This window comes from Paraburkholderia phytofirmans PsJN (genome assembly GCF_000020125.1).
GTDB classification, from domain to species: Bacteria; Pseudomonadota; Gammaproteobacteria; order Burkholderiales; family Burkholderiaceae; genus Paraburkholderia; species Paraburkholderia phytofirmans.
The window spans coordinates 2,715,506-2,742,194 of sequence record NC_010681.1; the positions used below are offsets into that span (position 1 = coordinate 2,715,506).

Here is a 26,689-nt window from a genome sequence, read left to right on the forward strand (position 1 = left end):
CAACTTTCGGCCGCTGTCAGGACAAATCGTAGGCGCGGTTGGCGAACTCCAGTAGCCCCGTGAACGAAATCATCATGTTGTCGGACCCGCAACAATCGACGACACCACGAAGATGCACCACCGTGTCGAGCGCGACGCGCAAACCCGTTCACGCGGTGACGAAACGATCATCCGCATTGGAGCAATGCTGCTTGTTCCGGCTACTTCGACAGATGCAGCGTCTTCGACAGCACCACGCTTCGCTGTGCGCTTATCAGCCAGATGGCGCTGATATCAACGTATAAGCGGGAAGTTCTGGTCGTGATATCGGTTGGTTCGTCATCCGTAGGATCGCGATGATCGATCTGATCGCTGAAATACGGCGGCACCATATGTCCCGTGATGGCAATCGCGTACTCCCCTTCCGTTTCCGCATATGCGGCCGGTGAGAGCGTCACGCTTCCGCGAACCGTGGTCTTCTTACTCTTGCCTGACTCGAGTTCGATTACGTCGACTTGCTGGATGAACCCCTTGGCCCGCGCTTCGGGTGCGACCACAAGCTTTCGTCCGCTTAGTCCGCTTACTGTTCTTTTGATCAGAATGTCTGCTGGATCTTCGTCACCGGACAGATCGACGTTGACCGTCAACCGGTGCTTGTCCGCCTGATACCGTATTCCATACCGGACGGGTACGACAAACGTGAAATCGTCAGCCAGTCCGGACTCCGTCGAGTCGTGATGGGATCGCTCATCACCTACAGGAAGGTGGACCAGGCGCAGAACGCGATTGCCAAAGGAAGGCGGCTCGGCATGCGCATGTTGATTCACCACCCTATCTCGAACGACAACGGGATCGTCACCTACAACTGGGTACCTCGCGGATTGGGCGACATTGGAGGGCGCCATGTCTGCCGCACGCATCGCCGTTACCGCGTTCGCTGGTGTTCCGACTTCCGTCAGCATCAGCGCACATACGAGCCCACGCGTGACGTTGCATAAGGTTCGTCTGGATCTCGGTTTAAACATGACCGTACTCCTCGCATTCCAACACGGCTGTTGCAAAGCCACTCCGGTTCGATCCGGACGCGCGCCAAACGCGCGCACACCGTCGCCTCCGCAATTCCATTCACTTCCAATCTAGAGCACGACGGTAGTCTCGTGGTCCGGTGTGGGAGCCATTTCCACATCGCCGAGCATCTCTTTGAGTTCGCGTTCGACAGTCCGGCAAAGCATTGAAATCGGCACGTCATTGGCGCCTCCTTCAAAGGGGTTTTCAGTGCTGTCCCCGACCTGCTCGAGCGTGGTGTACATCCACGAAACGACCACGCTGAACGGCACGACGAGCCAAACCATGTTGCCGTGCATGAACCCGGTCACGCCGTCGTTAAGTTTGTTGAACTCCTGAAGCAAGCCAAACGGGAAAAGCAGACAAAAAAACCGCACGAACAATGTATTGATGGTTGCGTACTGGCGCGGGTAAGGAAAGTTCTTGAGTCGCTCAGCGCTCGCTTGCTGGTCGATCAGATCCCGGAGTGTTCTTTCCAATTCCATGTAGAAGCTAACGCTGATTTTTCCGGAAGCAAGCAGTCGGCAAATAGCCGCACCTTGCAGACTTAAAACCTGTGTGGGCTTATTCGCACTCGACAACACCTGCTTTGTCTCCTCGGGAGGCAGGTACAACGGGAGCAGATCCTGGATTGCCACCGCACGCTCGGGAATACGGTAGAAGCGTTGGTATTCGGCGTTGAATGGCTTGTCCGCACTTTCCCATACACGCGGTTGCCTGAGCTCGTAACGCAGTGCCGTGAGCCATGCCAGATGGCGGTTCACCAGTGCTTTCGAGACCTCCGCATCCATAGGGAAATCCCGGGCTATGACGCCCCAGAGTCGGCTGGCGCTCAGGATCGAGGTCCAGATCTGCTGCGCCTCCATCGCCCGATTGTAGGTCTGAACGTTCTTGAAACCGACAATAAACGATGTGGCCGTACCGAGCAGAACAACGACACTCAGCGGTACGGACAGCCACGAAAGCCCCAGGGCTTTATAAAGAACGACCGGTACCGATCCCCACAGGAACAGCGCGTAGATCTGCCTTCTGGTCCAGACCAGAAACTCGGACAATTTGTATGATTTTCCTAGATGCATGAAAAGTTGAAGACAAGAAAATTGCCGAAATGGGAGTGAATGACGCCGTGCAAAACGACGTCGGGCGCGCCGATCTGCAAGCGCGCCTTTGCAAGGATTTTTTACCGGCAACATCCGCAACGCTCGACCGGTTGGCGCTCATCTGATTCGGGCGGGCGTTGCGCAATTCCGCGGGTCACATCGAATTCCACTAGCAGATCGAGAGCCGTTAGTGCGCGCCGGCCGCCGCGCCGCCATCGACCTTGCCGGGTCTCGTCAGCCAGACCAGCGGAATGATCACGATGAAAATCAGTGAAGAGAGCCAGAAAATATCGTTCAGCCCGAGCATCGCGGCCTGTGCATTCAGCGAACGTTCGAAAAACGCCGTGGCCTGCTCCAGATTGCCGCCGAGTATCGTCTGGAGGTTCGCAATAGCGCTCATGTAGCTAGGGTTATTCACGCTCGACTGTTCGGCGAGTTGCGCATGGTGCAGAATCGTACGGTCGTTCCAGCCCGTCGAGATCAACGACGTGCCGACGCCGCCCGCGAATACGCGCACGAAATTGGACAGGCCCGCGGCCGCCGGAATCCTCTCGGGCGACAGTCCCGACAGGATGATCGCGGTGAGCGGCGTAAAGAAGAGTGCCATCGGAATGCCCTGCAACAGCGTCGGCAGCACCAGGGTATAGGGATCGACGCTGGTTGTGTAATGCGAACGCATAAAGAACACGCCCGCAAAACCGAGGAACGCCAGAGTCGCGAGTACCCGTGCGTCGGACTTCGGCATGATCTTCGCCATCACGGGGGCGAGCAGCACCGCGAAGATGCCGAGCGGCGCCGTCACGAGACCGGCATCCACTGAACGATAGCCGAGATAGCCCTGAATCCACTGGGGCAAGATCACGAGGTTCGAGAAGAATACGGCGTACGCTACCGAGATCGCAATCGTGCCGCCACGGAAATTGCGCCCTGCGAAAAGACGCAGCTCCACGATTGGATTCTTCTCCGTGAATTCCCAGATCAGGAAGAACAGGAAGCTGATGCCGGCAACGACAGCGAGTACGCAGATCACCGGCGAGTTGAACCAGTCGAGATCCTTGCCCTTGTCCAGCATGATCTGGAGCGACGCGACCCATGCGATCAGTGACAGCAGGCCGACCTTGTCGATGGGAAGCTTGCGCGTCGACGAGTCGCGGTCCCGATAGATCATCCAGGTCACGGCGGCGGCGAACAGGCCCACGGGAATGTTGATATAGAAGATCCACGACCAGCTATAGCTGTCGGTAATCCAGCCGCCCAGCGCCGGACCCGCAATCGGCCCGACCGTTGCCGTCATCGCCCAGAGCGAAAGCGCCGTCGAACTTCTTTCCTTTGGATACGAGCCGAGCAGAATGGCCTGTGAGAGCGGAATCAGCGGGCCCGCGACCGCGCCCTGCAATACGCGCGCCGCGAGTAGTACGATCAAATTCGGCGCGATGCCGCACAGCCACGACGAGAATACAAACAACAGGATCGCGCTCACGAATAGTCTGATCTGACCAACACGCTGCGTCAGCCACCCCGTAAGCGGAATCGCCACGGCATTGGCCGCCGAGAATAGCGTGATCACCCAAGTGCCTTCGTCGACGGAGACACCGAGATTGCCCGAGATGGTTGGAATGGCCACATTGGCAATGGACGAATCGAGCACGTTCATGAACGTCGCGAGCGCGACGGCGAGTGTCGCGAGAACCAGTTTGCCGCCTGTCAGCGGCGGCGGTGCAAGTTGCGTCGAGGGATTCATCTCGTTCCCAGTCCGAAGTTTTCGACAGGTCCGCGTAGTCGCGCGGCCCGCCAGCTTACTGAATGAACCGGAACGCCGCGGCGAGACGCGCTCCGGCAGGTCGTCTAGCCCGCGCGCTGTCTGGTGCTGCTCCTGTCGCCTGCCTCGCGCTTCGCGGATGGCATCGACGATGCAACGTTGCCTGTGGATCCCGCATGCAACGGGACGATGTTTCGCGCGATGATCTTCTCGATCTCCGCATCGGCTTGCGCGCCGTATTCGGCGAATACATCCGTGCGATACGACGTCTTCGTCGCCGCGCCGAGTTGCGGGCCCGTGTTGTCGCGGGTATCCACGTCGACATCCATCGAGAGGCCGATCCGCAGCGGATGCGCTTCGAGTTCCTTCTGATCGAGCTGGATGCGCGCGGGCAGACGCTGGACAATCTTGATCCAGTTTCCCGTCGCATTCTGCGCAGGCAAGCTCGCAAACGCGCTGCCCGTGCCTGCGGAGAACCCCACCACCCGGCCGTGATACTTGACCTTGCCGCCGTACACATCGGCCGTCAGCGTGACAGGTTGACCGATGCGCATATTGCGCAACTGGTTTTCCTTGTAGTTCGCATCCACCCACACGCCGTCGAGCGGCACAATCGCCATTAACGGCGTGCCCGGCGACACGCGCTGCCCGACCTGCACCGCACGCTTCGCGACATAGCCGGTGACGGGCGCGGGCAACGTGTTGCGCGCATAGCCGAGATAGGCGTCACGCACTTTCGACGCGGCGGCCTGCACATTGGGATGCTGTTCGATCGTGGTGAGATCGGTCAGCGCGCGATTAGCTTCGGCCTGTTGATGCGCGGCGTCGAGGGCGGCCTGTGCGGCCGTCACGGCGTCGCGGCTGTGCGCGATATCCTCGGCCGATACGGCGCCCATATCGGCGACGCCCTGGCGGCGCCGCAGATCGGCCTGCGCGCGGACCAGATCGGATTGCTTCTGCGCCACATTCGCGGCGTAGAAATGGTTGTTCACGTACAGGCTGCTCACCTGCCGCACGGTCTGGCCCAGGTTTGCTTCAGCGTTGCCGAGCGCGACCTTCGCGTCGGCAACGTCGAGCGTGACCACCGGGTCGCCGGCCCTGACGATCTGCGTATCGTCGGCGTTCACCGCGACGACCGTGCCCGTGACCTGCGGCGTGAGTTGCACGAGATTGCCGCTGACGTATGCGTCGTCGGTTGATTCGTGATAGCGCGCATAGGTCATGTAGTAAGCACCATAGGCCGCCGCCGACATGACGACAGCCACGCCAAGCAGCGCGAGCAGCACCTTGCGCTTGCGCGGATTGGGTGCGTTTTCAACAGCACCGTTTGCCGTTGCCGCTTCATGCTTCGCGGCCGCCGCGCGGCCCTCGGGACGCTCCGTTGTGTTGGTTTCGCTCACTTCAATTCTCCAGGCGGATTCGGTGGGTAACGGCTCAGCGCACAGCGACGACCGGCGCGCCGGGTGCCGTTGCATTGGCGCGCGGCGCCGCCGCGGGGGCTGCGTTCGGCTCGTCGACGAAACCGCCGCCCAACGCGGACGCCAATGCAATCTGCTGATCCCGGCGGTTCATGCGCAGATTCGCGACGGCCTGATCGGCGGACAACGCGTTCAAGTCGACGTTAAGGACGGTCAGTTGATTCGTGAGGCCGGCCTTGTACTGAATAAGCGCGAGTTCATCGGCTTGGCGGGCCGCTTCCTGCGCGGCCTGCGCATCGACAAGTTGCGCATCTGTCGAATGCACGTCCGCGAGTTGCGTGGCGACTTCGTTCAGCGCGGTCACGAGCGTCTGGTTGTAGGCCGCGACGGCATAATCAAAGTCGGCGTAGCGGCCCTTTAGCTGCGCGCGCAATTCGCCTGCGTCGAAGATCGGCAGGTGAATGGCCGGACCGACCGACGCCGTGCGGCTCGCCGCCGTCAGAAAGCGGCCGAAGCCGAACGCATCGAGCCCGATTGCGGCACTGAGGTTGATGTCGGGATAGAACTCCGCTTTCGCTTCTTTCACGTCGTGCGCCATCGCATCGATGCGCCAACGCGCGGCCACGATTTCCGGGCGGCGACTCACGAGATCGGCGGGCAGATTGTCGGGCAGACGCACTTCGTCGCCCAAGCCGAGCGTTGGGCGTGAGATCTGCAAACCACGATCAGGACCCGCGCCAAGCAGCGCGGCGATCTGATAGCGTGTCGTGAGGATTCGTCCGTCGAGCGATTTCAAAGTGGCGCGACTTGTCGCAAGATTGGCATGCACTGTCTTGCGCTCCACTTCCGTGTCGAGACCTGTCGCAATTCGCCCTGCGGTAATGCGGTCGATCCGCTCGCGCTGTGTGATTTCCTTTTGCGCGATGTCGCGCAGCACGTATAGGCGCGCAAGCTGGTTGTAGGCGCGGGCAATCGATGTGGTCAATGTCAGCTTGACGACTTCCGCATCGGCCTGGCTCGCCTGAGACTGCGAGATTGCCGCTTTCAGCGCTTCGCGGTTCTTGCCCCACAGATCGAGATCAAAGGAAGCGCCCAGCACGCCCCTGTTCTCCGTCTGCCATGAGCCGCCGAACGGAGGCGGCAGGAAAGTCGTATTCGACAACTGTTCGCGAGTGAGCGAATAGCTGGCGTCGACACGCGGCATCGTGCTCGCCTTCGCCGTCTCGGTGTAGGCGAAGGCGGCCGCCACGCGGGCACGCGCCTGGTCGAGCGTCGGGTTGCTGCTCAATGCTTCGCTGATCAGCGAGCTCAGTTGCGCATCGCCAAACTGGTCAGCCCAATTGGCTGCGGGCCAATGGCCTTGCTCGGCGGGAAGGCTTTGCCGCGTTGCAAACTGCTGCGGGTCGGCCGTTTTCGCTTCGCCATGGATGCCTGCATAGTTCACGCAAGCCGACAGCGCCGCCGTGAAGATCAAAGACAGCGCCGATTTCATTGCGCCTGATGCACGCCGTCTCGCGTTTGACTGAATGCTCATTCTCTTGCCCATCAGATAGTTGCTTAAGCGGTTCCGCGTGGAAAAGCGCGTGGTGCACTCGCCCCGAAGTTGGCGACACAAAGCGCGCGTTAGCCGGTGAACGTCCCGAAGAGCCGGCGCCGCGAAATCACGGCAACCGTCTTCCGCTAGCGCAAACAGCGTCTTGACACCTGCCCATGGATTCCTCAGGCATCGACGCACCTGCTGACTACGCCCGGACCCCAGCACACACCAAGTACAGAAGTGTTCGCAGTTATTGGTCAACAATCGATATCGGTCTTCACCGAGACGGGACCGGGCTCTCTCCACGGCTTGGATTCCGCTATAAACAGCATCTGGTTCGGGCTGAATCGTTATTCCGTTTCCCGCTGCAAAGTCGCGCAGCGCAATATATTCAACGGGACGGCGTTTAACGGATTGAAGAAAGCCTCCGTAGTGAATGACGAGTCCATTCCCAGCATATATTCCATGGTGCGTATAGCCTTCCCGCTCACTCACGAGATGAGCGCCGACCTCGATGCGCCCAATTGTTCGGGCCCAAGCCGGCGACGTTGCGAGGCCATCAATCTCTGCGGTTTCCATGACGAACCACCCATGTCGTATCTGCAATGAATTCAGTACCACCGGCGAGCAGATTCGCTTTGTCGTCACACAGCGCTGGTAACGCAAGATTCGCGATTCCGGCGTTGCAGATCCGGCATCAGAGAATGCCGCTGAATGAGAGTGCGATGGCAAGTCCGACAATGACCGTGGATATCGTGATCCAGCCGACCAGCATCAACAGAGGTGCGAGACGAAACATAGTGCTCTCCACAAGCGACCGCGACGACCCGTCAACTCCGTTGAGTCACCGCGCTGCCATGTTGGAAATCATAGGTGCCGGCTTTCTGCCGTGGTAGATACGTATAGGGACACGCTCCGTTTCCGCGTGGGCACCAGTGAGCGCCGACCGTTATGTATTACGACCGCTACCGCAGGTGTCGCCACTGCCATCTATGCGACATCGCTGCCGACGGCGAGATGCTCGCTGGCGTCTCGACCGGCGCATTGATCAATGCGCTCTTCGGTACGCACCCACCTGTTTTTTGATTGGTGCCAAAGAGGCAACACCGTGAGCCCATTTGCACGTCTACCGCACTACGCCGCGCCGGCCTACGATACCTTCACGCGGCGCACTGCCGCTTACGACATCCGCTAGCAGTGGATATTTACCGTCGTCGTTCAGGAGATGTTCATGACCCAGCGTATCAACTACATCCAGCAATCGCCGGAACTCTTCAAGAAATTCCTCGAATTCAGCAATCAGCTGAAGGACTGCGTGCTCGAAGAGTCGATCCGCGACCTCGTTTCGCTCCGGGCGTCGCAGATCAATGGCTGCGGCTTTTGCGTCGATATGCATGTGAAGGAAGCACGCTTGCACGGAGAGCGCGAGCTGCGTCTGCACCATGTCGCGATCTGGCGCGAGTCGACGCTTTTCGCGCCGCGGGAGCGCGCCGCGCTCGCGTGGACTGAAGCTCTGACGAAGCTTGCCGAACATGGCGTTTCCGACGATATCTACCAGCACGTGCGCACCCAGTTCTCCGAGAAGGAACTGTCGGACCTGACGTTCGAAGTGATGGCGATCAACGGCTGGAATCGCGCGAGCATCGCGTTCAAGGCCGTGCCGGGTTCGGCCGACAAGGCATTTGGGCTCGACAAGGCGAATCTCGCCTGAGCGCTCGGTGTGTTCCGGTCACCGTCATCGTCGTCCCGCGCGCGCGTCGCGCCACTTGGAATACACACCATGTCTGCCCTGAAGAACACCGCAATTGCCGTGCTGGTCCTTGCCGGCATGCTCGTTGGCACGGCTCGCGGCGCCGCTCCCGAAGCCGTCGTCAGCCCGCTATTCAACAAGCAGCTCGACGATTATCCCGGCAAGGAAGCCGTGATGATCACCGTGACTTATCCGCCGGGTTCGGTCGATCCCGTGCACCGGCATCATGCGCACGCGTTCGTTTATGTACTCGAGGGTTCGATCGTGATGCAGGTCAAAGGCGGCAAGGAAGTGACGCTGACGCCCGGACAGACCTTCTATGAAGGTCCGAACAATGTGCACGTGGTCGGGCGCAACGCAAGCCAGACTAAACCTGCGAAGTTCATTGTGCTTCTTTTGAAGGACAAGGGCGCGCCCGTGCTCGTGCCAGAGAAGTGAGCGCTTTGAGGCAGCGGCGTTTTTATTCGCAAGCGCCCGCCTCGTAGGGCACCGGCGTTACTCCCGCGATGCGTCACCGAACCGCATTGTGATTAATCAACGCGTCACGAAGCAGAGCATCGGTTGTCGCGAGTTCGCTACTTGGCGTTGAATCCGCAACCTTCCAATAGAGGCAAATCATGTCGCAGAAGATCCTGATTGTGGGTGCCGGCTTCGCCGGCGTGTGGGGTGCGCTAGGCGCGGCTCGCGTACTCGATGTTGCAAAGATATCGTCCCGTGACGTCGAGATCACCCTGATCTCACCGAAGCCGGAACTGCAGATCCGGCCACGCCTGTACGAAAGCGAGCCAGCGCGGATGGCCGCGCCGCTGCTGCCGCTTCTTGAAGCCATCGGTGTGGGCTTTGTCGAGGGTGTTGTCGACGAAATATGCGTTGCTGACAAAACCGTGCGCGTGGTGGGCGCAAATGGGCAGGAGCGCACGCTCGCGTACGACCGACTGCTGCTGACAAGCGGCAGCAAACTGAACAGACCACCGGTTCCGGGGCTTGCGGATCATGCCTTTGCCGTCGATCGCAGCGAGGACGCGGTCGTGCTCGAACACCACCTGGAAGAGTTGGCGAAACTGCCGGATTCACGCGCCCGCAACACCGCTGTCGTGGTGGGATGCGGCTTCACGGGGATCGAGGTCGCGACCGAGTTGCCTGCGCGAATGCGCAAGCTGTTTGGCCCTGATGCCGCTATCAGGGTCGTCGTGGTCGGCTCTCAGCCGGAGATTGGCCCCGACCTCGGACCTAATCCTCGCCCGTTCGTAGCTGCAGCGTTCGACTCACTCGGCATCGAAGCCGTGCTCGGATCGGGCGTCGTGTCGATTGACGCGGATGGGGCTCGCACTGCCTCGGGAGCGCATATCGAGGCCAAGACGGTGATCTGGGCGGGAGGCATGCGCGCCAGTACATTGGCCGCGCAGGTTTCCTCGCATCTTGATTCGCTGGGACGCGTTGAGGTGGCCTCGGATCTTCGCGTGCCAGAAGCACCCGATGTTTTTGTGGCGGGCGATGTGGCGCGAGCACGGTGCGACGATGACGGGCGCTACGCATTGATGTCTTGTCAGCACGCTATCGTGATGGGGCAATTTGGCGGACACAATGTCGCCGCAGACCTGATCGGCATCCCGACTCTCGAATACCGGCAGCCGTTTTATGCCACCTGTCTCGACCTCGGCGAATGGGGTGCTATCTATTCGGAAGGCTGGGATCGGCAGATCAAATTGACGCACACCGAAGGCAAGGCGCGTAAGCAGATCATCAACACGCAGTGGATCTATCCGCCAGCGCCAAATCGCAATGAGGCATTGGCTGCGGGGAACCCGCAAGCGTCTTTTGGCTGATCTCCGGAACCGCGTTCGCGGATGCAGTGAGCGAAGTGGGATTGCCAGGTGCAGCAGCGGCAATGAATGTTTACAACAATCGCGCGCCGCTGCCGCCCGAGGCAGCATTCGCCCAACCTCTGTTTGTCACGTGGAACGTGATGCCATTCGATGTGGACCTGACATGCCGCGCTATGCCAGATCTGGAGAAGCGCTCGTGACGAAGAGCCCTTTTCACCTCGTTGCCGCCAGACCCTGCGATCAAACGTATTCTCTCCCAGAGACATCTCCGTGCGAGAGCGTAGTCAAAGCAGTCACATGAACGCTTCCAAAACCTTGCTTGCGATGCGCGCGGACCTCCAGCAATGAAATTGCGCGCGTTCGTATAGTTAAACCAGAATGTGACAACGAGTACAGAGACGTGCGTCCTGCATTGACTCATCAGTCGATGTTCCCAGTCCTTCATCTAATTTTTTCTTCGCGCAACCTCTCCTGACCCAGAGTCGCGAGAGGCACTTCGCTTTCTTTCAAAGGCACGTTTCTGCGCCTGTACGCGGCGATACAACTCTGCGAATCCAGTCATACAAAGTGAACTCGCAGTACTACCATCCGCGGAATTCAAAATCAGTTGGAAGAAAAACCTGACATCCATGTGATGACGGCGCGCACGCCACAACACACTCGAACTCAGGTCGCATCGGATTTCTTTTTGGGGTTACAGAATGAATCATTCGGACACGTCGGATCGTTGCCTTCGCCTCGGTTTACCGAATCGCGCTGACGTGCTGTCCACCAGTATCGCGGCGAGCTACACGGGCATCATGGCATTCATGGCAGTAGCGAGCGAAGGGAGCTTCGCCAAGGCCGGCGAACGTCTGGGCGTCGGCAGATCGGCCGTGAGCCGCAACGTCCAGAAGCTCGAAGCGCAGTTGAGTACGCGGCTATTCCTGCGCACCACGCGCAACACGCAACTGACGCGTGAAGGCCAGAGGTTCTTCGAGAACTGCCACCAGGGTGTCTCGCACCTCGTGGAGGCGATGAACGACATGCTCGAGCTTCGCGAGGGACCGCCTCGCGGCCTGGTGCGCATCAGCTCGACAGTCGGCTTCGGCAGGAAAGTGGTGGCGCCGCTGTTGGAAAAGTTCGTCAAGGCCTACCCCGACATCGCGATCGATCTGCTGCTCGACGACCGGCCGACGGACTTTACCTCCGAACGGATCGACGTAGCATTCCGCGATGGCCGCATCGAGGATTCGAGCATCATCGCAAGGCAGCTGATTCCGATGCAGATGGCGCTCTGCGCCGCACCATCCTACGCGGCGGCGCACGGCCTGCCGCATACGCTGGAAGAACTATGCCGGCATGATTGCATCAACTTCCGCTTCTCCAGCGGGCGGGTTTTCGAATGGGAGTTCAAGCTCGATGGACGTGTACGGAAATACCTGCCGACGGCCCATCTCACATTCAACGATGCCGACCTGGTCTTGCACGCGGTTCTGCAGGGTTCGGGCATTGCGCAAATGGCCGGCTACCAGGTCAGCAATCACATTGTTGCCAAAGAACTCGTCGTAGCGTTGTCCGCATATGCACCCGACGATCGCGGCCACTACATCTGTTACCTGAACCGACAACACTTGCCAACGCGCACCCGTGTGTTTATCGACTTCATGGCCGCCCAGGTCCGCGCACTCGATCTCAATTGCCTCAGCGGATTTAACGCCACCGCAATCCGGCCTTCGACGGGGGGGATCGCGGCGTGAGTCAGGATTCGTGGTTCTGCGCGACCGGCGCAATTCTGCTCTGGGCGTCCGTCGCGACACCAGCCTTGCGCGCGTGAATGGCATATGCCCTTGCGGACAATGGCATTCGGTACCGTTGACCCGTTCGTGAATCATCGACCGCTGCCGGAGTTTGATGCTCGGCTGCCAGCATCCAGCTCCATTGCGAGACTGCCAAGGACCAGACCCGCGTCTACCGAAACCGGGCTGCTTTCCGGCGGCGAGACGATAATACTTCCGTTCGGATCAGCGTTCTTCTGGAACTGCTCCACCCTGGCTTTCATCTGGTCAACGAAGTCAGCAGTGTCGAATGGATTGGGCAAACTATCCTCCAGTTCCCGCACGGAAACGGAACCATCGCCGTTTTCATCCATGGCCTTGTACATTGCGACCGCCTGAGCATTCGTCCCGCCACCGGCAACCACTTGCTTCCCAAGTTCGGATAACGAAATCGTGCCGTCACCGTTTTGATCCGTCTCGACCATGACTTCATTTTTGTAGCTAGCCACAAAAGATCCAAGCGTCAGGGTAAAGCCCTTTTTTGCCAACTCGCTGATGGCAACCGCATTCTCTTGCGTGATCTCGGCATTTTCTCGAGCGTCTTGTACCGATGCGCTCTGCGCATTCTTGATTACATTCGCGCCGGCTCCCGCATCGACTGAAAACTGTCCACTGCTTCCCGCAACCGAATGCCGCTGCTTCGATTTGTTCGCTTCCTGATTGACGAAGTTCGAATAAAACGACGACAACGACGGAATCACAGCCATCGCCCTCTCCAAGGTAGTTGAGAAAAAAGTGTGTGATAGGCCGATTTTGGCATTCATCGCTAAGAGATCTTCGCAAGCACATTGCACGGAAGTTGCGGCAGGCACATGCCGATATCCTACTGCAGCCACCGAGACCATAGAGTCTTAATAATCCAACGCGCGATCAAAATAATCCATTCACTTTCCGCTCAGCAGAGAACTCATTTGGAAGTCGCGCTGGGCAAAGAAGCAAGCGGAAACAGCGCCTGGCGAGATGCACCTCGCGCTCGAACATTCAGGTTTTGCAGCCGTTTAACGTGCCCTTGCGGACTCTTGTTGTACTAGCATAGCAACGCATTGCGTGCCATGAGACTGCTCAGCCTGAATGTGTGCAGAGGCACGGCAATAAGTGCGAGAAAGGCAAAGGTGTCGCAAACATCTCAGACGCAACATGGCCCATCGCAGACACCGTAATTGTCGGGCTTAGCGACCTGCCCTCACGAATCGAGAGACCGATGCGTGCAACCGGAACGTCCGCGTTCATTGAACAATCGCGCTTCAATTTTTTCGACACAGAACAAAGCATGCGAGCGCAGTTTTTTCCCGCTTCCGGCACTGTATCCACATTCGACTGCAACGCCAGCGCGACCGAGCCGATCAAACTCATCGGTTCCGCTTATTCCCGTTCGATATGGGAGGGCTTCGACACACGTCCGCTTTGCGTGGACCGATGGAATGTCGATTTACGCGGCCCATGCTTCGCGGCGGATACGGACAGTGATGACGGAATCATCGACACACTTAGTCTCTCCGTCACGACCATCGCGATGTCCAATTACCCGATAAAAACAACGGGCTACCTATACGACGGACATGGCAAACGACATCTCGGGTTACTGGACTTGAGGTACTTCGGCCAGAAGCTGCCGAGGACGCTGAGCTTTTCTCTCGCCGAGCACGGCTTTCCCATGTCAACGCGGTTTGAAATCCGCTTTAGTGTCGATGGAGGAGGTTCACCGCTTATTCCTCGTCCGCCGACGGTGACAAGTGTCGGATTACTGATCACGGAAAGCCGCCGCTGCGCGGCAACGCCCACGTTGAACGAAGCTTCCCAATACCAAGGTGACTCATGAGTTATCAAACCGGCCTTAGCGGCCTCTCCGCAGCCTCGACGGACCTCGATGTGATCGGCAATAACATCGCGAATGCGAACACTGTCGGGTTCAAAAGCTCGACGGCACAGTTCGCCGACATGTATGCCAACGCGGTGATGACCGCGGCCAATAACCAGGTGGGTATCGGCACGCGCTTATCCACGGCCGAACAGGACTTCAGTAACGGTACGTTTAGCAAGACCGATCGGCCACTAGACATTGCAATAAACGGAAATGGATTCTTCCAGCTCTCCAATAACGGCGCTCTGGTCTACTCGCGCAATGGTGTGTTCCATCTCGACAAAAGCGGGGTAATTGAGAATGCTCAAGGACTGCCATTGATGGGTTACTCCCCCGGACCCGACGGGAAGATGAATACGGGCAGCGTTGGGCCGCTCATGGTCTCGTCCGCCAGCCTGCCGCCCACGGCGACAAAAACCATTTCCGCCGCGTTCAACCTCGATTCTCAGGATCCGGTCCCGACGAACCCGTTCAATCCATCCGATCCCGCCAGTTATAGCTACGGCCAGCCAATGTCGGTCTACAACTCCCTGGGCGGGAGCCAATCCACTAACGTCTATTTCGTAAAGAAGGCAACCGGTTCATACGACGTCTACGGAACCAGCGGAAATCCACCCGCACCTGTCGGCCCCAATCCTTCTGGAAGCATGGGCACCATCACGTTCGACACTTCCGGCCATCTCACGTCACCGAATGCATCCGCTCTGACATTCAACATTCCCAACGCCGCGGACAACGGCGCCACGACCCAAAGTCTGACGCTGAACCTGACTGGCACGACACAATATGCCGGCAAAAACGGCGTGACCGCGCTGCTACCGGACGGCAATAGCTCGGGGCAACTGACGGGGTTCTCCGTAGGTGAAGACGGCACGTTGACTGGATCTTATTCGAACGGCGCCACGCTAGTGCTCGGTCAGGTCGCTCTCGCAACCTTCAGCAATCCAAATGGTCTTGCGAATATGGGAAACAACCTCTATGCCCAGACGGGAGATTCCGGCGCGGCGCAGGTGTCGAGTCCCGGCTCGACCAATCACGGCGTTCTCCTCGGTGGACAAACGGAGGACTCGAACGTTGATTTGACACACCAACTGGTCGACCTGATAACCGCGCAGCGTAATTACCAGGCGAATTCACAGACAATCAAGACTCAACAGACGGTCGACCAGGCGCTCATCAACCTATAAGCCGGCGCGGCTATAACTGACGGTCGACAGATGCGCAACTGGCCGCGTCCTGATCATGACGTTGCTCGCGCATCTTGTCGCCGGTGTGGTCAGCCGTCCTTTATGCAGACAAAAAGCCCAAGACGATGGCCCGCGCGTTATCAACGGTACTGGCCCGCGTACTTCACCACTTTGTCCAGATTGGCCTTTGTAATGAAGCTCGGTCCCGAGCGAATGTTCTTCGGCCCATACGACGGTTCGAGGCCGTACATCTCCAACCGCGCTTTGAATTTCACATTCTCTTTGAGCACCTGGCGGATCTTGACGGGATCGGTGGTGCGCTCCTTCTTCGCGATCGCGAGGACCGCCACCGCCATATAACCCTGGAGATAGGGCTGCTGGTCGATCGCGAAAGCAATCGTCCCATCCCGAATGGCCTTTGCGATTTCGTCGGAGAAATCGAACGTGCAGAAAAAAATCTTACCCGCAATGCCCATCTGGTCGATAGCTTTGAGCGTCGCCGACGCAGGTGGCGGCCCGAGCGTGAGGACCGCATCCGTTTTCGGATGGTTGCGCAAATAGGCACTGACCTTCGATTGGATCTCGGTCGGGTCCTGGCCCGAGTCGATCGTGGAAGTCTTGTAGTCGGCGCCGATCGCATCCGCAAAACCACGGCAACGGTCGAATGAAACCGGATTGGTCGCGAAGTGGTTCACGCACAGAAACGTCTTCACGCCCGCGGCTTTGGCTTTCTCGCCGGCCGCCTTGCCCGCCAGATATTCGGGCTGACCAATGTGCATGATCGCGGCGAGTTGCGCGCTTTGTTCATTGGTGCCGGAGTTGATCGTCACGAGCGCGATCTTCTTCGCGGTCACCTTTTCGATGGAACTCTTCAACACGTCGAAGTCGGCGATCGTCGTAATCACGCCATCATAATTGCGCGCCGCCGCCTGCTCGATCAGGCGGGACATGTCCGCGAGATCGCCGTTCGGCGGGTTGCGGTAGTCGGTCTCGACGTTGAAGTCCTCATCGGCCTGCTCAATAGCGTTTCTGATCGTGTTCCAGAACGTGTCCGAATCCGGTGCGTGGCTGACCAACACGAAGTGAGCGTCCACCGCGCGCGCCGCCGGCTGCGCAGCAAACCCCGCAGTGAGTGCCAGTGCTGCCACCAGAACCCTGAGCGATGCTCTGGATGCCTTGCCATTGCCGAGTGTCATTGTCGCCACCATTCCGGGTCGATTAGTTTTTGCGGCGTACACGCAGCGCGTCATGTACTTGTCATCTCGCCGACTGCACCACCGCTCGGAGCGTACTTAGGGCAGCTTATGTTGCGGGGGCTATGCAGGAAAAATAGAATAAAGTTATAGCAGGAACACGATCCATTGCCGGCGCGGCTGCATATAGGCATCCGTCTCGAAGCGCCGGTCACGCTGCGTCCCTCCTGCCGGTCCTGATGCTGACGGCCGAGGTGTATCCTGCAAAATGCCTGCCTCTCCAGCGTGGCGATCACAGGGAAGTCGTGCCGTACACCGCTTTCGCGAACGAACTTCACCTGGGCAGCAACCTGCTGACACGGTGCGGCGGATAACGGCTGCATAGGGTTCGGATGCCGATGGATAACAGCCTTCAGATTGTGTGGAATGACGGCCAGCGAGCCGTCAGTCGGGAACGGCGCGCAGGCGAGGCCGGCGAACGCGACGTCCTGCTTGCGCGGGCCGCCGCCGAACAGCCCCGGCCCGACAGCGTCGATCAACTAGCTCACGAGTTTGGCCTGAAAGACGAACTCGATAGTGCGTGGGCCGTGCGGCCGCTGGAGCTGATGCGCGAAGGTAGCCGGACACTGCTCGTACTCGAGGATCCGGGCGGCGGGCCGCTTGCGCACCTGTTAGGCGCGCCGCTGGAGATAGAAGATTCTTTGCGGCTCGCTGTCGGGATAGCCGCGGCGCTCGGCCGGCTTCATCAACGCGGTCTCGTCCACAAGGATCTCAAGCCCACTCATATCATGGTGAACTGCGCCGACGGCCGCGTGCGCCTCACCGGCTTCGGCCTCGCTTCGCGTCTGCCGCGCGAGCGGCAAGCTCCCGAGCCGCCCGAGACCATCGCGGGCACGCTGGCCTACATGGCGCCCGAGCAGACCGGCCGGATGAACCGCTCGATCGATTCGCGCAGCGACCTCTACGCGCTCGGCGTCACGCTCTACCAGATGCTGACGGGCGCGCTGCCATTCATGGCCGCAGACCCGACTGAATGGGTGCACTGCCATATAGCGAGAAAGCCGGTGGCGCCGAGCGCGCGGCTTGCTACCGTCCCCGCTGCGATCTCCCATATCGTCATGAAGCTGCTCGCCAAGACGGCCGAAGAGCGCTACCAGACCGCCGCCGGGGTCGAGCGCGATCTGCGGCTGTGTCTCGCCGACTGGCGGCGTCAGCGCCGCATCGATGACTTTCCGCTCGGCGAGCACGACAGCCCCGACCGGCTACTCATTCCCGAGAAGCTGTACGGCCGGGAGCACGAAGTCGAGATACTGGTCGCCGCATTCGACCGGATCGTCGGCAGCGGCGTGCCGGAGCTGGTGCTCGTGACCGGCTATTCCGGCATAGGCAAATCCTCGGTCGTTAATGAACTGCACAAAGTGCTGGTGCAGCCGCGGGGACTCTTCGCGGCCGGCAAGTTCGACCAATACAAGCGCGATATCCCCTATGCGACGCTCGTGCAGGCATTCCAGAGCCTCGTGCGGCCGCTGCTCGGCAAGCGCGACGCCGATCTGGCGAGTTGGCGCGACGCGTTGCTCGCGGCGCTGGACGTCAACGCCGGGCTCATGACCGACCTCATTCCCGAGCTGAAGCTCATCATCGGCGAGCCGCCTCCCGTCCCGGACCTTGCGCCACAGCAGGCGCAGCATCGCTTCATGCAGGTGTTCCGGCGTTTCATCGGCGTGTTCGCCCGTGCCGAACATCCGCTGGCGCTCTTTCTCGACGATCTGCAGTGGCTCGACGCGGCCACGCTCGATTTGCTCGAGGATCTGTTGATCCGCCCGGAACTGCGATATCTGATGCTGGTCGGTGCCTATCGCGACAACGAGGTCGATGGCACGCATCGGCTGACGGGCAAACTCCAGGCGATCGGGAGCGCCGGTGTGAGGATCAATCAGATCACGCTCGCGCCGCTCGCCCGTGCCCATGTCAGCCAGCTGATCGGCGAAGCGCTTCACTGCGAGCCGGCGCGAACCGAGCCTTTGGCGCGACTGGTCCATGAGAAGACCGCGGGCAATCCGTTTTTTGTGATCCAGTTCCTGCATGCACTGGCCGAACGGGATCTACTCACCTTCGACCACGACGCCGGACAGTGGCGCTGGGATCCCGATCGCATCCATGCCACGGGTTACACCGATAACATCGTGGATCTCATGGTCGGCAAGCTGAGCCGGCTGCAGGGGCAAACGCAGCAGGCGTTGCAGCAGTTGGCCTGTCTCGGCAACGTCGCCGAAATCACGACGCTCTCGACCGTTCTCGGCGTGGCGCAGACGCAGCTCCACTCGGCGTTATGGGAAGCGGTCCGCCAGGAACTGGTCGAGCGGCTGGGCGGCTCGTACCGGTTTGCTCACGACCGGATTCACGAAGCCGCCTATTCATTGATCCCGCCAGCCTCGCGCGCGCAGGCGCATCTGCGGATCGGCCGGCTGCTTGCTGCAGAGACGCCGGCGGAAAACCGCGAGGAAGCGATCTTCGAAATCGTCGGGCAGCTCAATCGCGGCGCGGCCCTGATCACGTCACGCGACGAACGCGAGCGACTGGCCGGATTCAACCTGCTCGCCGCCCAGCGCGCCAAAGCGTCGGCGGCCTATGGCTCGGCGCTCACCTATCTGGTCACCGGCATCGGACTACTGGACGACGATTGCTGGGAGCGCCGGCATGAACTGATCCTCGCGCTGGAATTGAACCGGGCCGCCTGCGAGTTTCTGACTGGCCAGCTTTCCACCGCCGACGAGCGTCTGGCGTCGCTGTCGCAGCGGGCCGCCACCACGGTCGAACAGGCCAGCGTGGCCTGCCTGCATACGGATGTCTGTACCACTCTCGACCGGAGCGATCGCGCCGTTGCCGTGTGTCTCGACTATTTGCGGCATGTCGGCTTCGAGTGGTCCCCCCATCCGGACGACGAGACGGTTCGACGCGAATACGAACGCATCGGCTCACTGCTTGGGAAGCGCGCCATCGAGGCCCTCATCGACCTGCCGCTCATGCAGGACCCCGCCTCCCTCGCGACCGCCGAGGTTCTGAGCAAGCTCCTGCCGCCGGCCGTGCAGACGGATGCGAATCTCGCTTCCCTGACGATCTGCAAAGCAGTCAGTTTTAGCCTCGAACGGGGCAATTGCGATGCTTCATGTGTGCCCTATATCATGCTCTGCCGAATCGCCGGGCCGCGTTTCGGCGACTACCAGGCTGGCTTTCTATTCGGCCAGCTTGGCTATGAACTGGTCGAGCGGCGCGGCCTTAAGCGCTTCGAGGCGAGCACCTATCACTGCTTCGCGGTATTCGTGGTGCGCTGGATGAAACACGTGCGGGTTTGCCGCAATCTGCTGCGCCGCGCGCTCGAAGCGGCCAACCGGATCGGCGATCTCACGTATGGAGCCTACACGTGCCAACACCTCAACTCGAACCTGCTGTTCGCCGGCGACCCGCTACCCGAGGCGCAAGGCGAAGCCGAGCGCGGCCTTGCGTACGCCGAGAAGGTGCGGTTCGGTCTCGTCATCGACTTCATCAGTACGCAACTCGCGCTGATCCGGATGCTCCGCGGCCGGACGCCGACGTTCGGCTGCCTCGACGACGGACGGTTCAGTGAGCGTCATATCGAAGAGCATCTGTCGAACAATCCGACCCTCGCGCTCGCCGCGTGCCTGTACTGGATCCGGAAACTGCAGGCGCGCTATCTCGCCGGCGACTATGCCGTCGCCATGGACGCCGCGTCGAAGGCGCAACAGCTGCTCTGGACCTCGGCGTCGTTCCTCGAGGAAGCCGAGTTTCATTTTTACGCCGCGCTGGCTCGTGCCGCATGGTGCGACGCCGTTCCGGGCGGAGAACGAACGCAACACCTGAACGCAGTCGCCGCACATCACCGGCAGCTTCGGATATGGGCCGCCAACTGCCCGGAGAATTTCGCCAACCGCGTCGAGCTGGTCGGCGCCGAGATGGCGCGAATCGAAGGCCGCGTGCTCGATGCTGAAAACCTTTACGAGCAAGCCATCCGCTCGGCGCAGGAAAGCGGCTTTGTCCACAACGAGGCGCTCGCCTATGAACTCGCGTCACGGTTTTACTCGGCGCGCGGTTTTGCAAGGATCGCCCGCCTCTATCTGCAGGAGGCCCGCTACGGCTACCTGCGTTGGCGCGCCGACGGCAAGGTGCGCCAACTCGAGGAGCGCTATCCGGACTTGCGAACGGAGGAACTCGCGCCAGGCCCGACCACCACGATCGCAACGCCCGTCGAACGCCTCGACCTCGCGACCGTGATCAAGGTGTCACAGGCCGCTTCGGGCGACATCGTGCTGGACAAGCTGATCGATATGATCATGCGGACGGCCGTCGAACAGGCCGGCGCGCAGCGTGGCTTGCTGATCCGGTCGAACAGCGGCGAACAGTGGATTGCCGCGGAAGCGACGACCGACGGCGACGCAACCCGGTTGCAAGTGCGCGACATGCCTGTAAGTGCCGCGTCGCTACCGGAATCGATGCTCTACCACGCCCTTCGCACCCGCGAGAACATCATTCTCGACGATGCCGCAAGCGACTCTCCATTTGCCGCGGATTCGTATATCCGTCGGCATCGCACCCGCTCCGTGCTTTGCCTGCCCTTGATGAATCGGGCGCAACTCACCGGCGTGCTCTACCTCGAAAATAATCTGACCGCCGGCGTGTTCAACCCCGCCCGGCTCGCGGTGCTAAAGCTGGTGGCCTCGCAGGCGGCAATCTCGCTGGAGAACGCTTATCTGTATCGCGACCTCGCGGAACGCGAAGCGAAGATCCGCCGCCTTGTCGACGCCAACATTATCGGCATCCTGGTCTGGAATGCCGGCGGTGTCATTCTCGAGGCCAACGACGCCTTTCTTCGGATGGTGGGTTATGAGCGGGAAGATCTCGTGTCGGGTCGCGTACGCTGGCGGGACCTGACGCCGCCGGAGTGGCTTCAGGGCAGCGAGCAGGCTCTCGGGGAGGCGGTGCAAACGGGCCGCGCCCCGCCCTATGAGAAGGAGTACGTGAGGAAAGACGGCAGCCGTGTGGCCGTCATGGTCGGGTTGGCGACTTTCGAAGCGGGCCGCGAGGAAGGCGTCGCCTTCGTACTCGACCTGACCGAGCGCAAGCGCGTGGAGGAACAAGCTCGCCAGAACGAGCGGCGCTATCGCGAGGTACAGGCCGAATTCGCTCACGCCAACCGGGTGGCCACGGTCGGCCAGCTTGCGGCGTCGATCGCTCATGAAGTCAAGCAACCGATCGCCGCAACGGTGGCCAACGCCGGCGCGGCGCTGTTATGGCTAAGCGCGCGACCTCCTGATCTGAGCGAGGCCCGGCAGGCGCTCGAGCGTATCGTCAACGACGGCAGCCGTGCGGGCGACGTGATCAACCGCATCCGCGATCTGATCCGCAAGGCGCCGCCGCGCAAGGAACGGGTGGACATCAACGCAGCGATTCATGAGGTGATCGAACTGACCCGCAGCGAAGCCGCGAGGAGCGGTGCTTCGGTGGAGACGCAACTCGCGGAGGACTTGCCGTCGATTGAAGGCGATCGTGTCGAACTGCAACAGGTTCTCCTCAACCTGATCATCAATGCGCTCGAGGCGATGAACGACGTCGGCGACGGCGTGCGGCACCTGTTCATCACAACCGTGAAAGTCGACTCCGGCTCCGTGCTCGTGACAGTGCGCGATTCGGGACCGGGCTTCGCTCCGCAGAGCGCCGAGCGCGTGTTCGTACCTTTCTACACCACGAAGCCCACTGGCTTGGGGATGGGGCTGTCGATCTGCCGTTCTATCATCGAAGCGCATGGCGGTCGATTGTGGGCAAGCGCGAATTTGCCCCGTGGCGCCATCGTTCAATTCACCGTGCCGCCCTATCCAGTCGTTTCATCGTGATCTCCCGGTGGCGCAAGAGCCCGGTGACGATGCGTGGCGCGCGCGTGGGCGAGCCGCGCGCGCGGCTTGGGGTTCACGTAGAACGGCAGTGCCACGTTAAATTGCTCGCGGCGTAATAAAGCATAAAGCAAAACGCTATACCGTCAGACATGCCGTCGACAGCAACCAGCTATTGTCGGTCGCCATCAGAGCGCGCCAGGCAGTAAACCCACAATTCCGTGCGGAAAAGCAGGAGCATTTCGATGCTCTGCAGACTACTGCAGAGCATTCTGAATTACTCCCACTCGATTGTCGCCGGCGGCTTCCCCGAGATGTCATACACCACCCGGTTAATCCCCCGCACTTCATTAATGATCCGGTTCGACACATGCCCCAGCAGCTCATGCGGCAGATGCGCCCAATGCGCGGTCATGAAGTCCAGCGTCTGCACGGCACGCAGCGCAACGACGTACTCATAAGTCCGCCCGTCGCCCATCACCCCAACGCTCTTCACCGGCAGAAACACCGCGAACGCCTGGCTCGTCAGATCGTACCAGGACTTGCCCGTTTCCTTATCGATGAAAGTGCGCAGCGTCTCGATGAAAATCGCGTCCGCGCGGCGCAGCAGGTCCGCGAAATCGCGCTTCACTTCGCCGAGAATCCGCACGCCCAGACCCGGGCCCGGGAACGGGTGGCGGTACACCATGGCCGGCGGCAAACCGAGCTTGACGCCGAGTTCGCGCACTTCGTCCTTGAACAGTTCGCGCAGCGGTTCGAGCAGCTTCAGATTCAACGTTTCAGGTAGGCCGCCCACGTTGTGGTGGCTCTTGATAGTCTGCGCGCCCTTCTTGCCCTTGCCGGCCGATTCGATCACGTCCGGATAGATCGTGCCCTGAGCCAGCCACTTTGCATCGGTCAGTCGTCCGGCTTCAGCCTGGAACACTTCGACGAATTCCGCGCCGATGATCTTGCGCTTCGCTTCCGGATCGGTCACGCCGGCCAGCTTGCGCAGGAACACTTCGCTGGCGTCCACGTGAATCACCTTCACGCCCAGGTGATCGGCGAAGGTCGCCATCACCTGCTCGGCTTCGTTCAAACGCAACAGACCGTGATCGACGAACACGCAGGTCAGTTGATCGCCGATCGCGCGATGCAACAGCGCCGCGGCCACCGACGAATCCACGCCGCCCGACAGCCCCAGAATCACGTGCTCGTTACCGACCTGCTCGCGAATCTTCGCGACGGCTTCGTCGATATAGTTGCCCATTTCCCAGTCGGCCCGCGCGCCGCAAATCTGCAGCACGAAACGTTCGAGCATGGCGCGGCCCTGCACGGTGTGCGTGACTTCCGGGTGCCATTGCAGGCCGTAGAAATGGCGCTTTTCGTCGGCCATGGCCGCAATCGGACACGATTCCGTCGACGCCATCAGCGCGAAGCCCGGCGGCATTTCCAGCACCTTGTCGCCGTGGCTCATCCACACCTTCAGCATGCCGTGACCTTCCGGCGTGGTGAAGTCTTTGATGCCTTCCAGCAGGCTCGTGTGATTGCGCGCGCGCACTTCGGCATAACCGAACTCGCGCAGATGGCCGATATCGACCTTGCCGCCGAGTTGCTCGGCCATGGCCTGCATGCCGTAGCAGATGCCGAGCACCGGCACGCCGAGTTCGAACACGGCTTGCGGCACGCGCGGCGTATCGGTTTCGGTGACCGAGCTCGGGCCGCCGGAGAGGATCACGCCCTTCGGCGCGAAGTCGCGGATGAACGACGCATCGACGTCGTACGGATGAATTTCCGAATACACGTTGGCTTCGCGAACGCGACGTGCAATCAGTTGGGTGACTTGCGAACCGAAGTCGAGGATCAGGATCTTGTCATGCATGGCAGCGGACGGAGTCAAAAGTGAGCGGATACGGAATGCCGCGCGCGATGCGCGGCGTTGAATTCAAAGCGGTCCACGTGGGGACGATCGAGCATGAAACGTAACGATGCAGCGGGTTGGCGCATGCCGCGCCGCGGGCGTTTGCCCACGGCGCACGCAAACGGAATCCGGATGCTTGAGCGGGCGGTGTGGCGCGCGGCGCATCAACCATGAAACGGCGGCCGGGGCGCGCCAGGCGCGTCGGCCGCGCCGTTGCGGGCTTCGTCTCGCGCGGCGGCGGCTTCCGCCCGCGCTGCGCGTTCGGACGGCGTCAGACTGGCTTCGTCGACCACCGGATGAAGCGGCGCCCCTGCCACAGGACTCACGGAACTGACAGGTCGCGTAACCGGCACGACGGGCTCGACGACCGGCTCAGCGTGATAAACCGGAAAACCCGCTGTGACACGGCCCGGCTCGCGCCGGTTGGCCGCATCTTTCGCGGCGTCTTTGGCAGCCTGCTTTTCGGCGCGCTCGGCAGCGGCGGCTTCTGCAAGCCGCACTCTTTCACGCCGACGCACAGCTCCCGCCAAACGCACGCCGCCCAGACCGATTACCAGCAGCACCACGCCCGTCAGCACCGCGACGATCTGCCCAAAACCGGTCAGCGCCGGCGTATGCAGACCGAGCAGCCAGATCAGCATCAGCACGCCGGTCAACCAGTTCACGTGGCCAATCACCTTGGCGACGGCGGTGGTCAGCGCGCCGTCGATCGACGCGTGGAAGGCCAGCCATGCCAGCCCGATAAGCGCCACGCCAAACCCCTGGCCGACCAGAGCCGGCTGGGTTTGCACCAGAAGCAGCGCGTTGTACAACGAAGTCCACGGCGTCAGCAGAAACAGCAGGCCGAACGCAAGCAACAACAAGGCATCGAGGATGAGTACAGCGCGCAGCAATGGTTTCATTGGCGTTTAGTCCACGTGGTAGTTGGGCGCTTCCTTGGTGATTTGCACGTCATGCACGTGCGACTCGCGCAAGCCCGCGCCCGTGATCTGCACGAACTCGGCCTTGTCGTTCATCTCGGCAATGGTGCGGCAGCCGCAATAACCCATGCTGGCGCGCACGCCACCGATCAGTTGGAACAGGATCGCGTTGACCGAGCCCTTGTAGGCGACGCGGCCTTCGATACCTTCCGGCACCAGCTTGTCGATGTTCGCGGAGTTGTCCTGGAAGTAGCGGTCCGCCGCGCCGTCCTTCATCGCGCCGACCGAGCCCATGCCACGGTAAGACTTGTACTGGCGGCCCTGATACAGGAACACGTCGCCCGGCGCTTCTTCGGTGCCGGCGAACATGCTGCCCATCATCACGGCATTCGCGCCCGCTGCCAGCGCCTTGCTGACGTCGCCCGAGAAGCGCACGCCGCCGTCGGCGATGACCGGCACGCCCGTGCCCTTCAGCGCTTCGGACACGTTGGAGATCGCGGTGACTTGCGGCACGCCCACGCCGGCAACGATCCGCGTCGTGCAGATCGAGCCCGGGCCGATACCGACCTTCACACCGTCCGCGCCGTATTCGACGAGCGCCTTGGCGGCCGCCGCGGTGGCGATGTTGCCGCCGATCACCTCGACGTGCGGGAAGTTCTGCTTGACCCACTTGACGCGTTCGAGCACGCCCTGGCTATGGCCGTGCGCGGTATCCACGACGATCACGTCGACGCCCGCCTGCACCAGCAGTTCGACGCGCTCTTCATTGTCCGCGCCCACGCCGACCGCCGCGCCCGCGCGCAGCTTGCCGTGTTCGTCTTTACAGGCGTCCGGGTGCTCGGTCTGCTTGGTGATGTCCTTGACGGTCATCAGGCCGCGCAGTTCGAATGCGTCGTTGATGACCAGCACGCGTTCGAGGCGATGGCTGTGCATCAGCGCCTTGGCTTCGGCGAGCGGCGTGCCTTCCTTGACGGTGACGAGACGCTCACGCGGCGTCATGATGTTGCGTACCGGCTCGTCCAGACGCTCTTCGAAACGCAGGTCGCGGTTCGTGACGATACCGATCAGTTGCGCGCCTTCGACGACCGGGAAGCCCGAAATGCCATGCTGCTGCGACAGGGCGATCACATCGCGCACTTTCATTTGCGGCGGCACCGTGATCGGATCACGCACCACGCCCGACTCGAAGCGCTTGACCTTGGCCACTTCACGCGCCTGTTCGGCTGCGGTGAGATTCTTGTGGATGATGCCCACGCCACCCATTTGCGCCATCGCAATGGCGAGGCGTGCTTCGGTGACGGTGTCCATGGCGGCGGACACGAGCGGCATATTCAGGGAGATGTTGCGGGTCAGCCGGGTCTTGAGGCTGGTGTCGCGCGGCAGAACATCGGAGAAAGCCGGGACGAGGAGCACGTCATCGAACGTGAGTGCTGTTTGGATCAGACGCATGGCAAATCCTATAGGCGCAAAAGCG

17 protein-coding genes and 1 pseudogene are annotated in these 26,689 nt (G+C 60.8%); 7 read left to right on the forward strand and 11 right to left on the reverse strand.

Annotated elements, in window-relative coordinates:
• Positions 1–200 precede the first annotated feature (200 nt).
• The 6 genes and pseudogenes from BPHYT_RS11940 to BPHYT_RS39105 form a co-directional block, all read right to left on the reverse strand.
• Entirely contained in the window at positions 201–1,004 is an 804-nt protein-coding gene (locus tag BPHYT_RS11940) for a hypothetical protein (protein WP_012433406.1), read from the reverse strand.
• 111 nt (positions 1,005–1,115) lie between these two features.
• The gene (locus BPHYT_RS11945; RefSeq protein WP_012433407.1) at positions 1,116–2,123 is read right to left on the reverse strand and encodes a bestrophin family protein; all 1,008 of its coding nucleotides are present in this window, start codon (positions 2,121–2,123) and stop codon (positions 1,116–1,118) included.
• 208 nt (positions 2,124–2,331) lie between these two features.
• Complete coding sequence (locus BPHYT_RS11950; RefSeq protein WP_012433408.1) at positions 2,332–3,885, reverse strand: DHA2 family efflux MFS transporter permease subunit; 1,554 nt, start codon at positions 3,883–3,885, stop codon at positions 2,332–2,334.
• A gap of 104 nt (positions 3,886–3,989) precedes the next feature.
• A complete protein-coding gene (locus BPHYT_RS11955; protein ID WP_012433409.1) occupies positions 3,990–5,303 on the reverse strand; it encodes an HlyD family secretion protein in 1,314 nt (437 codons plus the stop codon).
• Positions 5,304–5,337: 34 nt separating this feature from the next.
• Complete coding sequence (locus tag BPHYT_RS11960) at positions 5,338–6,813, reverse strand: efflux transporter outer membrane subunit (RefSeq protein WP_407669191.1); 1,476 nt, start codon at positions 6,811–6,813, stop codon at positions 5,338–5,340.
• A gap of 318 nt (positions 6,814–7,131) precedes the next feature.
• Positions 7,132–7,437: pseudogene (locus BPHYT_RS39105) on the reverse strand (lecithin retinol acyltransferase family protein); the annotation flags it as partial.
• 652 nt (positions 7,438–8,089) lie between these two features.
• Here BPHYT_RS39105 and BPHYT_RS11965 point away from each other — a divergent pair.
• The 4 genes from BPHYT_RS11965 to BPHYT_RS11980 all read left to right on the forward strand — a co-directional run bounded on the left by BPHYT_RS11965 (position 8,090) and on the right by BPHYT_RS11980 (position 12,173).
• Positions 8,090–8,569: a carboxymuconolactone decarboxylase family protein gene (locus BPHYT_RS11965; RefSeq protein WP_012433412.1), complete on the forward strand. Its 480-nt coding sequence runs from the start codon at positions 8,090–8,092 to the stop codon at positions 8,567–8,569.
• A gap of 69 nt (positions 8,570–8,638) precedes the next feature.
• Positions 8,639–9,046, forward strand: coding sequence for a cupin domain-containing protein (locus BPHYT_RS11970; RefSeq protein ID WP_012433413.1), 408 nt, complete (start codon positions 8,639–8,641; stop codon positions 9,044–9,046).
• Between the two features lie 179 nt (positions 9,047–9,225).
• Positions 9,226–10,434, forward strand: coding sequence for an NAD(P)/FAD-dependent oxidoreductase (locus BPHYT_RS11975; protein WP_012433414.1), 1,209 nt, complete (start codon positions 9,226–9,228; stop codon positions 10,432–10,434).
• Between the two features lie 701 nt (positions 10,435–11,135).
• The gene (locus BPHYT_RS11980; RefSeq protein ID WP_012433416.1) at positions 11,136–12,173 is read left to right on the forward strand and encodes a LysR family transcriptional regulator; all 1,038 of its coding nucleotides are present in this window, start codon (positions 11,136–11,138) and stop codon (positions 12,171–12,173) included.
• A gap of 131 nt (positions 12,174–12,304) precedes the next feature.
• Here the strand turns inward: BPHYT_RS11980 and BPHYT_RS11985 are convergent, their stop codons facing one another.
• Complete coding sequence (locus BPHYT_RS11985; protein ID WP_012433417.1) at positions 12,305–12,958, reverse strand: EF-hand domain-containing protein; 654 nt, start codon at positions 12,956–12,958, stop codon at positions 12,305–12,307.
• Between the two features lie 494 nt (positions 12,959–13,452).
• On the opposite strand from BPHYT_RS11985, the gene BPHYT_RS11990 reads away from it, so the two are divergent.
• Positions 13,453–14,070, forward strand: a complete 618-nt coding sequence (locus tag BPHYT_RS11990; RefSeq protein ID WP_012433418.1) for a hypothetical protein — start codon at positions 13,453–13,455, stop codon at positions 14,068–14,070.
• Positions 14,067–15,299, forward strand: coding sequence for a flagellar hook protein FlgE (flgE, locus tag BPHYT_RS11995; protein WP_012433419.1), 1,233 nt, complete (start codon positions 14,067–14,069; stop codon positions 15,297–15,299). The genes BPHYT_RS11990 and flgE overlap by 4 nt, the downstream gene beginning before the upstream one ends.
• 140 nt (positions 15,300–15,439) lie before the next feature.
• Here the strand turns inward: flgE and BPHYT_RS12000 are convergent, their stop codons facing one another.
• A complete protein-coding gene (locus BPHYT_RS12000; RefSeq protein ID WP_012433420.1) occupies positions 15,440–16,495 on the reverse strand; it encodes a sugar ABC transporter substrate-binding protein in 1,056 nt (351 codons plus the stop codon).
• 395 nt (positions 16,496–16,890) lie between these two features.
• Between BPHYT_RS12000 and BPHYT_RS12005 the strand changes: the two genes are divergently transcribed.
• Positions 16,891–22,398: a trifunctional serine/threonine-protein kinase/ATP-binding protein/sensor histidine kinase gene (locus BPHYT_RS12005; RefSeq protein WP_148225085.1), complete on the forward strand. Its 5,508-nt coding sequence runs from the start codon at positions 16,891–16,893 to the stop codon at positions 22,396–22,398.
• 274 nt (positions 22,399–22,672) lie between these two features.
• Here BPHYT_RS12005 and guaA read toward each other — a convergent pair whose 3' ends face one another.
• From guaA to guaB, 3 genes are all read right to left on the reverse strand, one after another.
• The gene (guaA, locus tag BPHYT_RS12010; protein WP_012433422.1) at positions 22,673–24,256 is read right to left on the reverse strand and encodes a glutamine-hydrolyzing GMP synthase; all 1,584 of its coding nucleotides are present in this window, start codon (positions 24,254–24,256) and stop codon (positions 22,673–22,675) included.
• A gap of 203 nt (positions 24,257–24,459) precedes the next feature.
• Positions 24,460–25,197: a hypothetical protein gene (locus BPHYT_RS12015; RefSeq protein WP_012433423.1), complete on the reverse strand. Its 738-nt coding sequence runs from the start codon at positions 25,195–25,197 to the stop codon at positions 24,460–24,462.
• A 6-nt stretch (positions 25,198–25,203) separates the two neighbouring features.
• Positions 25,204–26,664 (reverse strand): IMP dehydrogenase, encoded by a 1,461-nt coding sequence (gene guaB, locus BPHYT_RS12020; RefSeq protein ID WP_012433424.1) that lies wholly within the window; start codon positions 26,662–26,664, stop codon positions 25,204–25,206.
• Positions 26,665–26,689 lie beyond the last annotated feature (25 nt).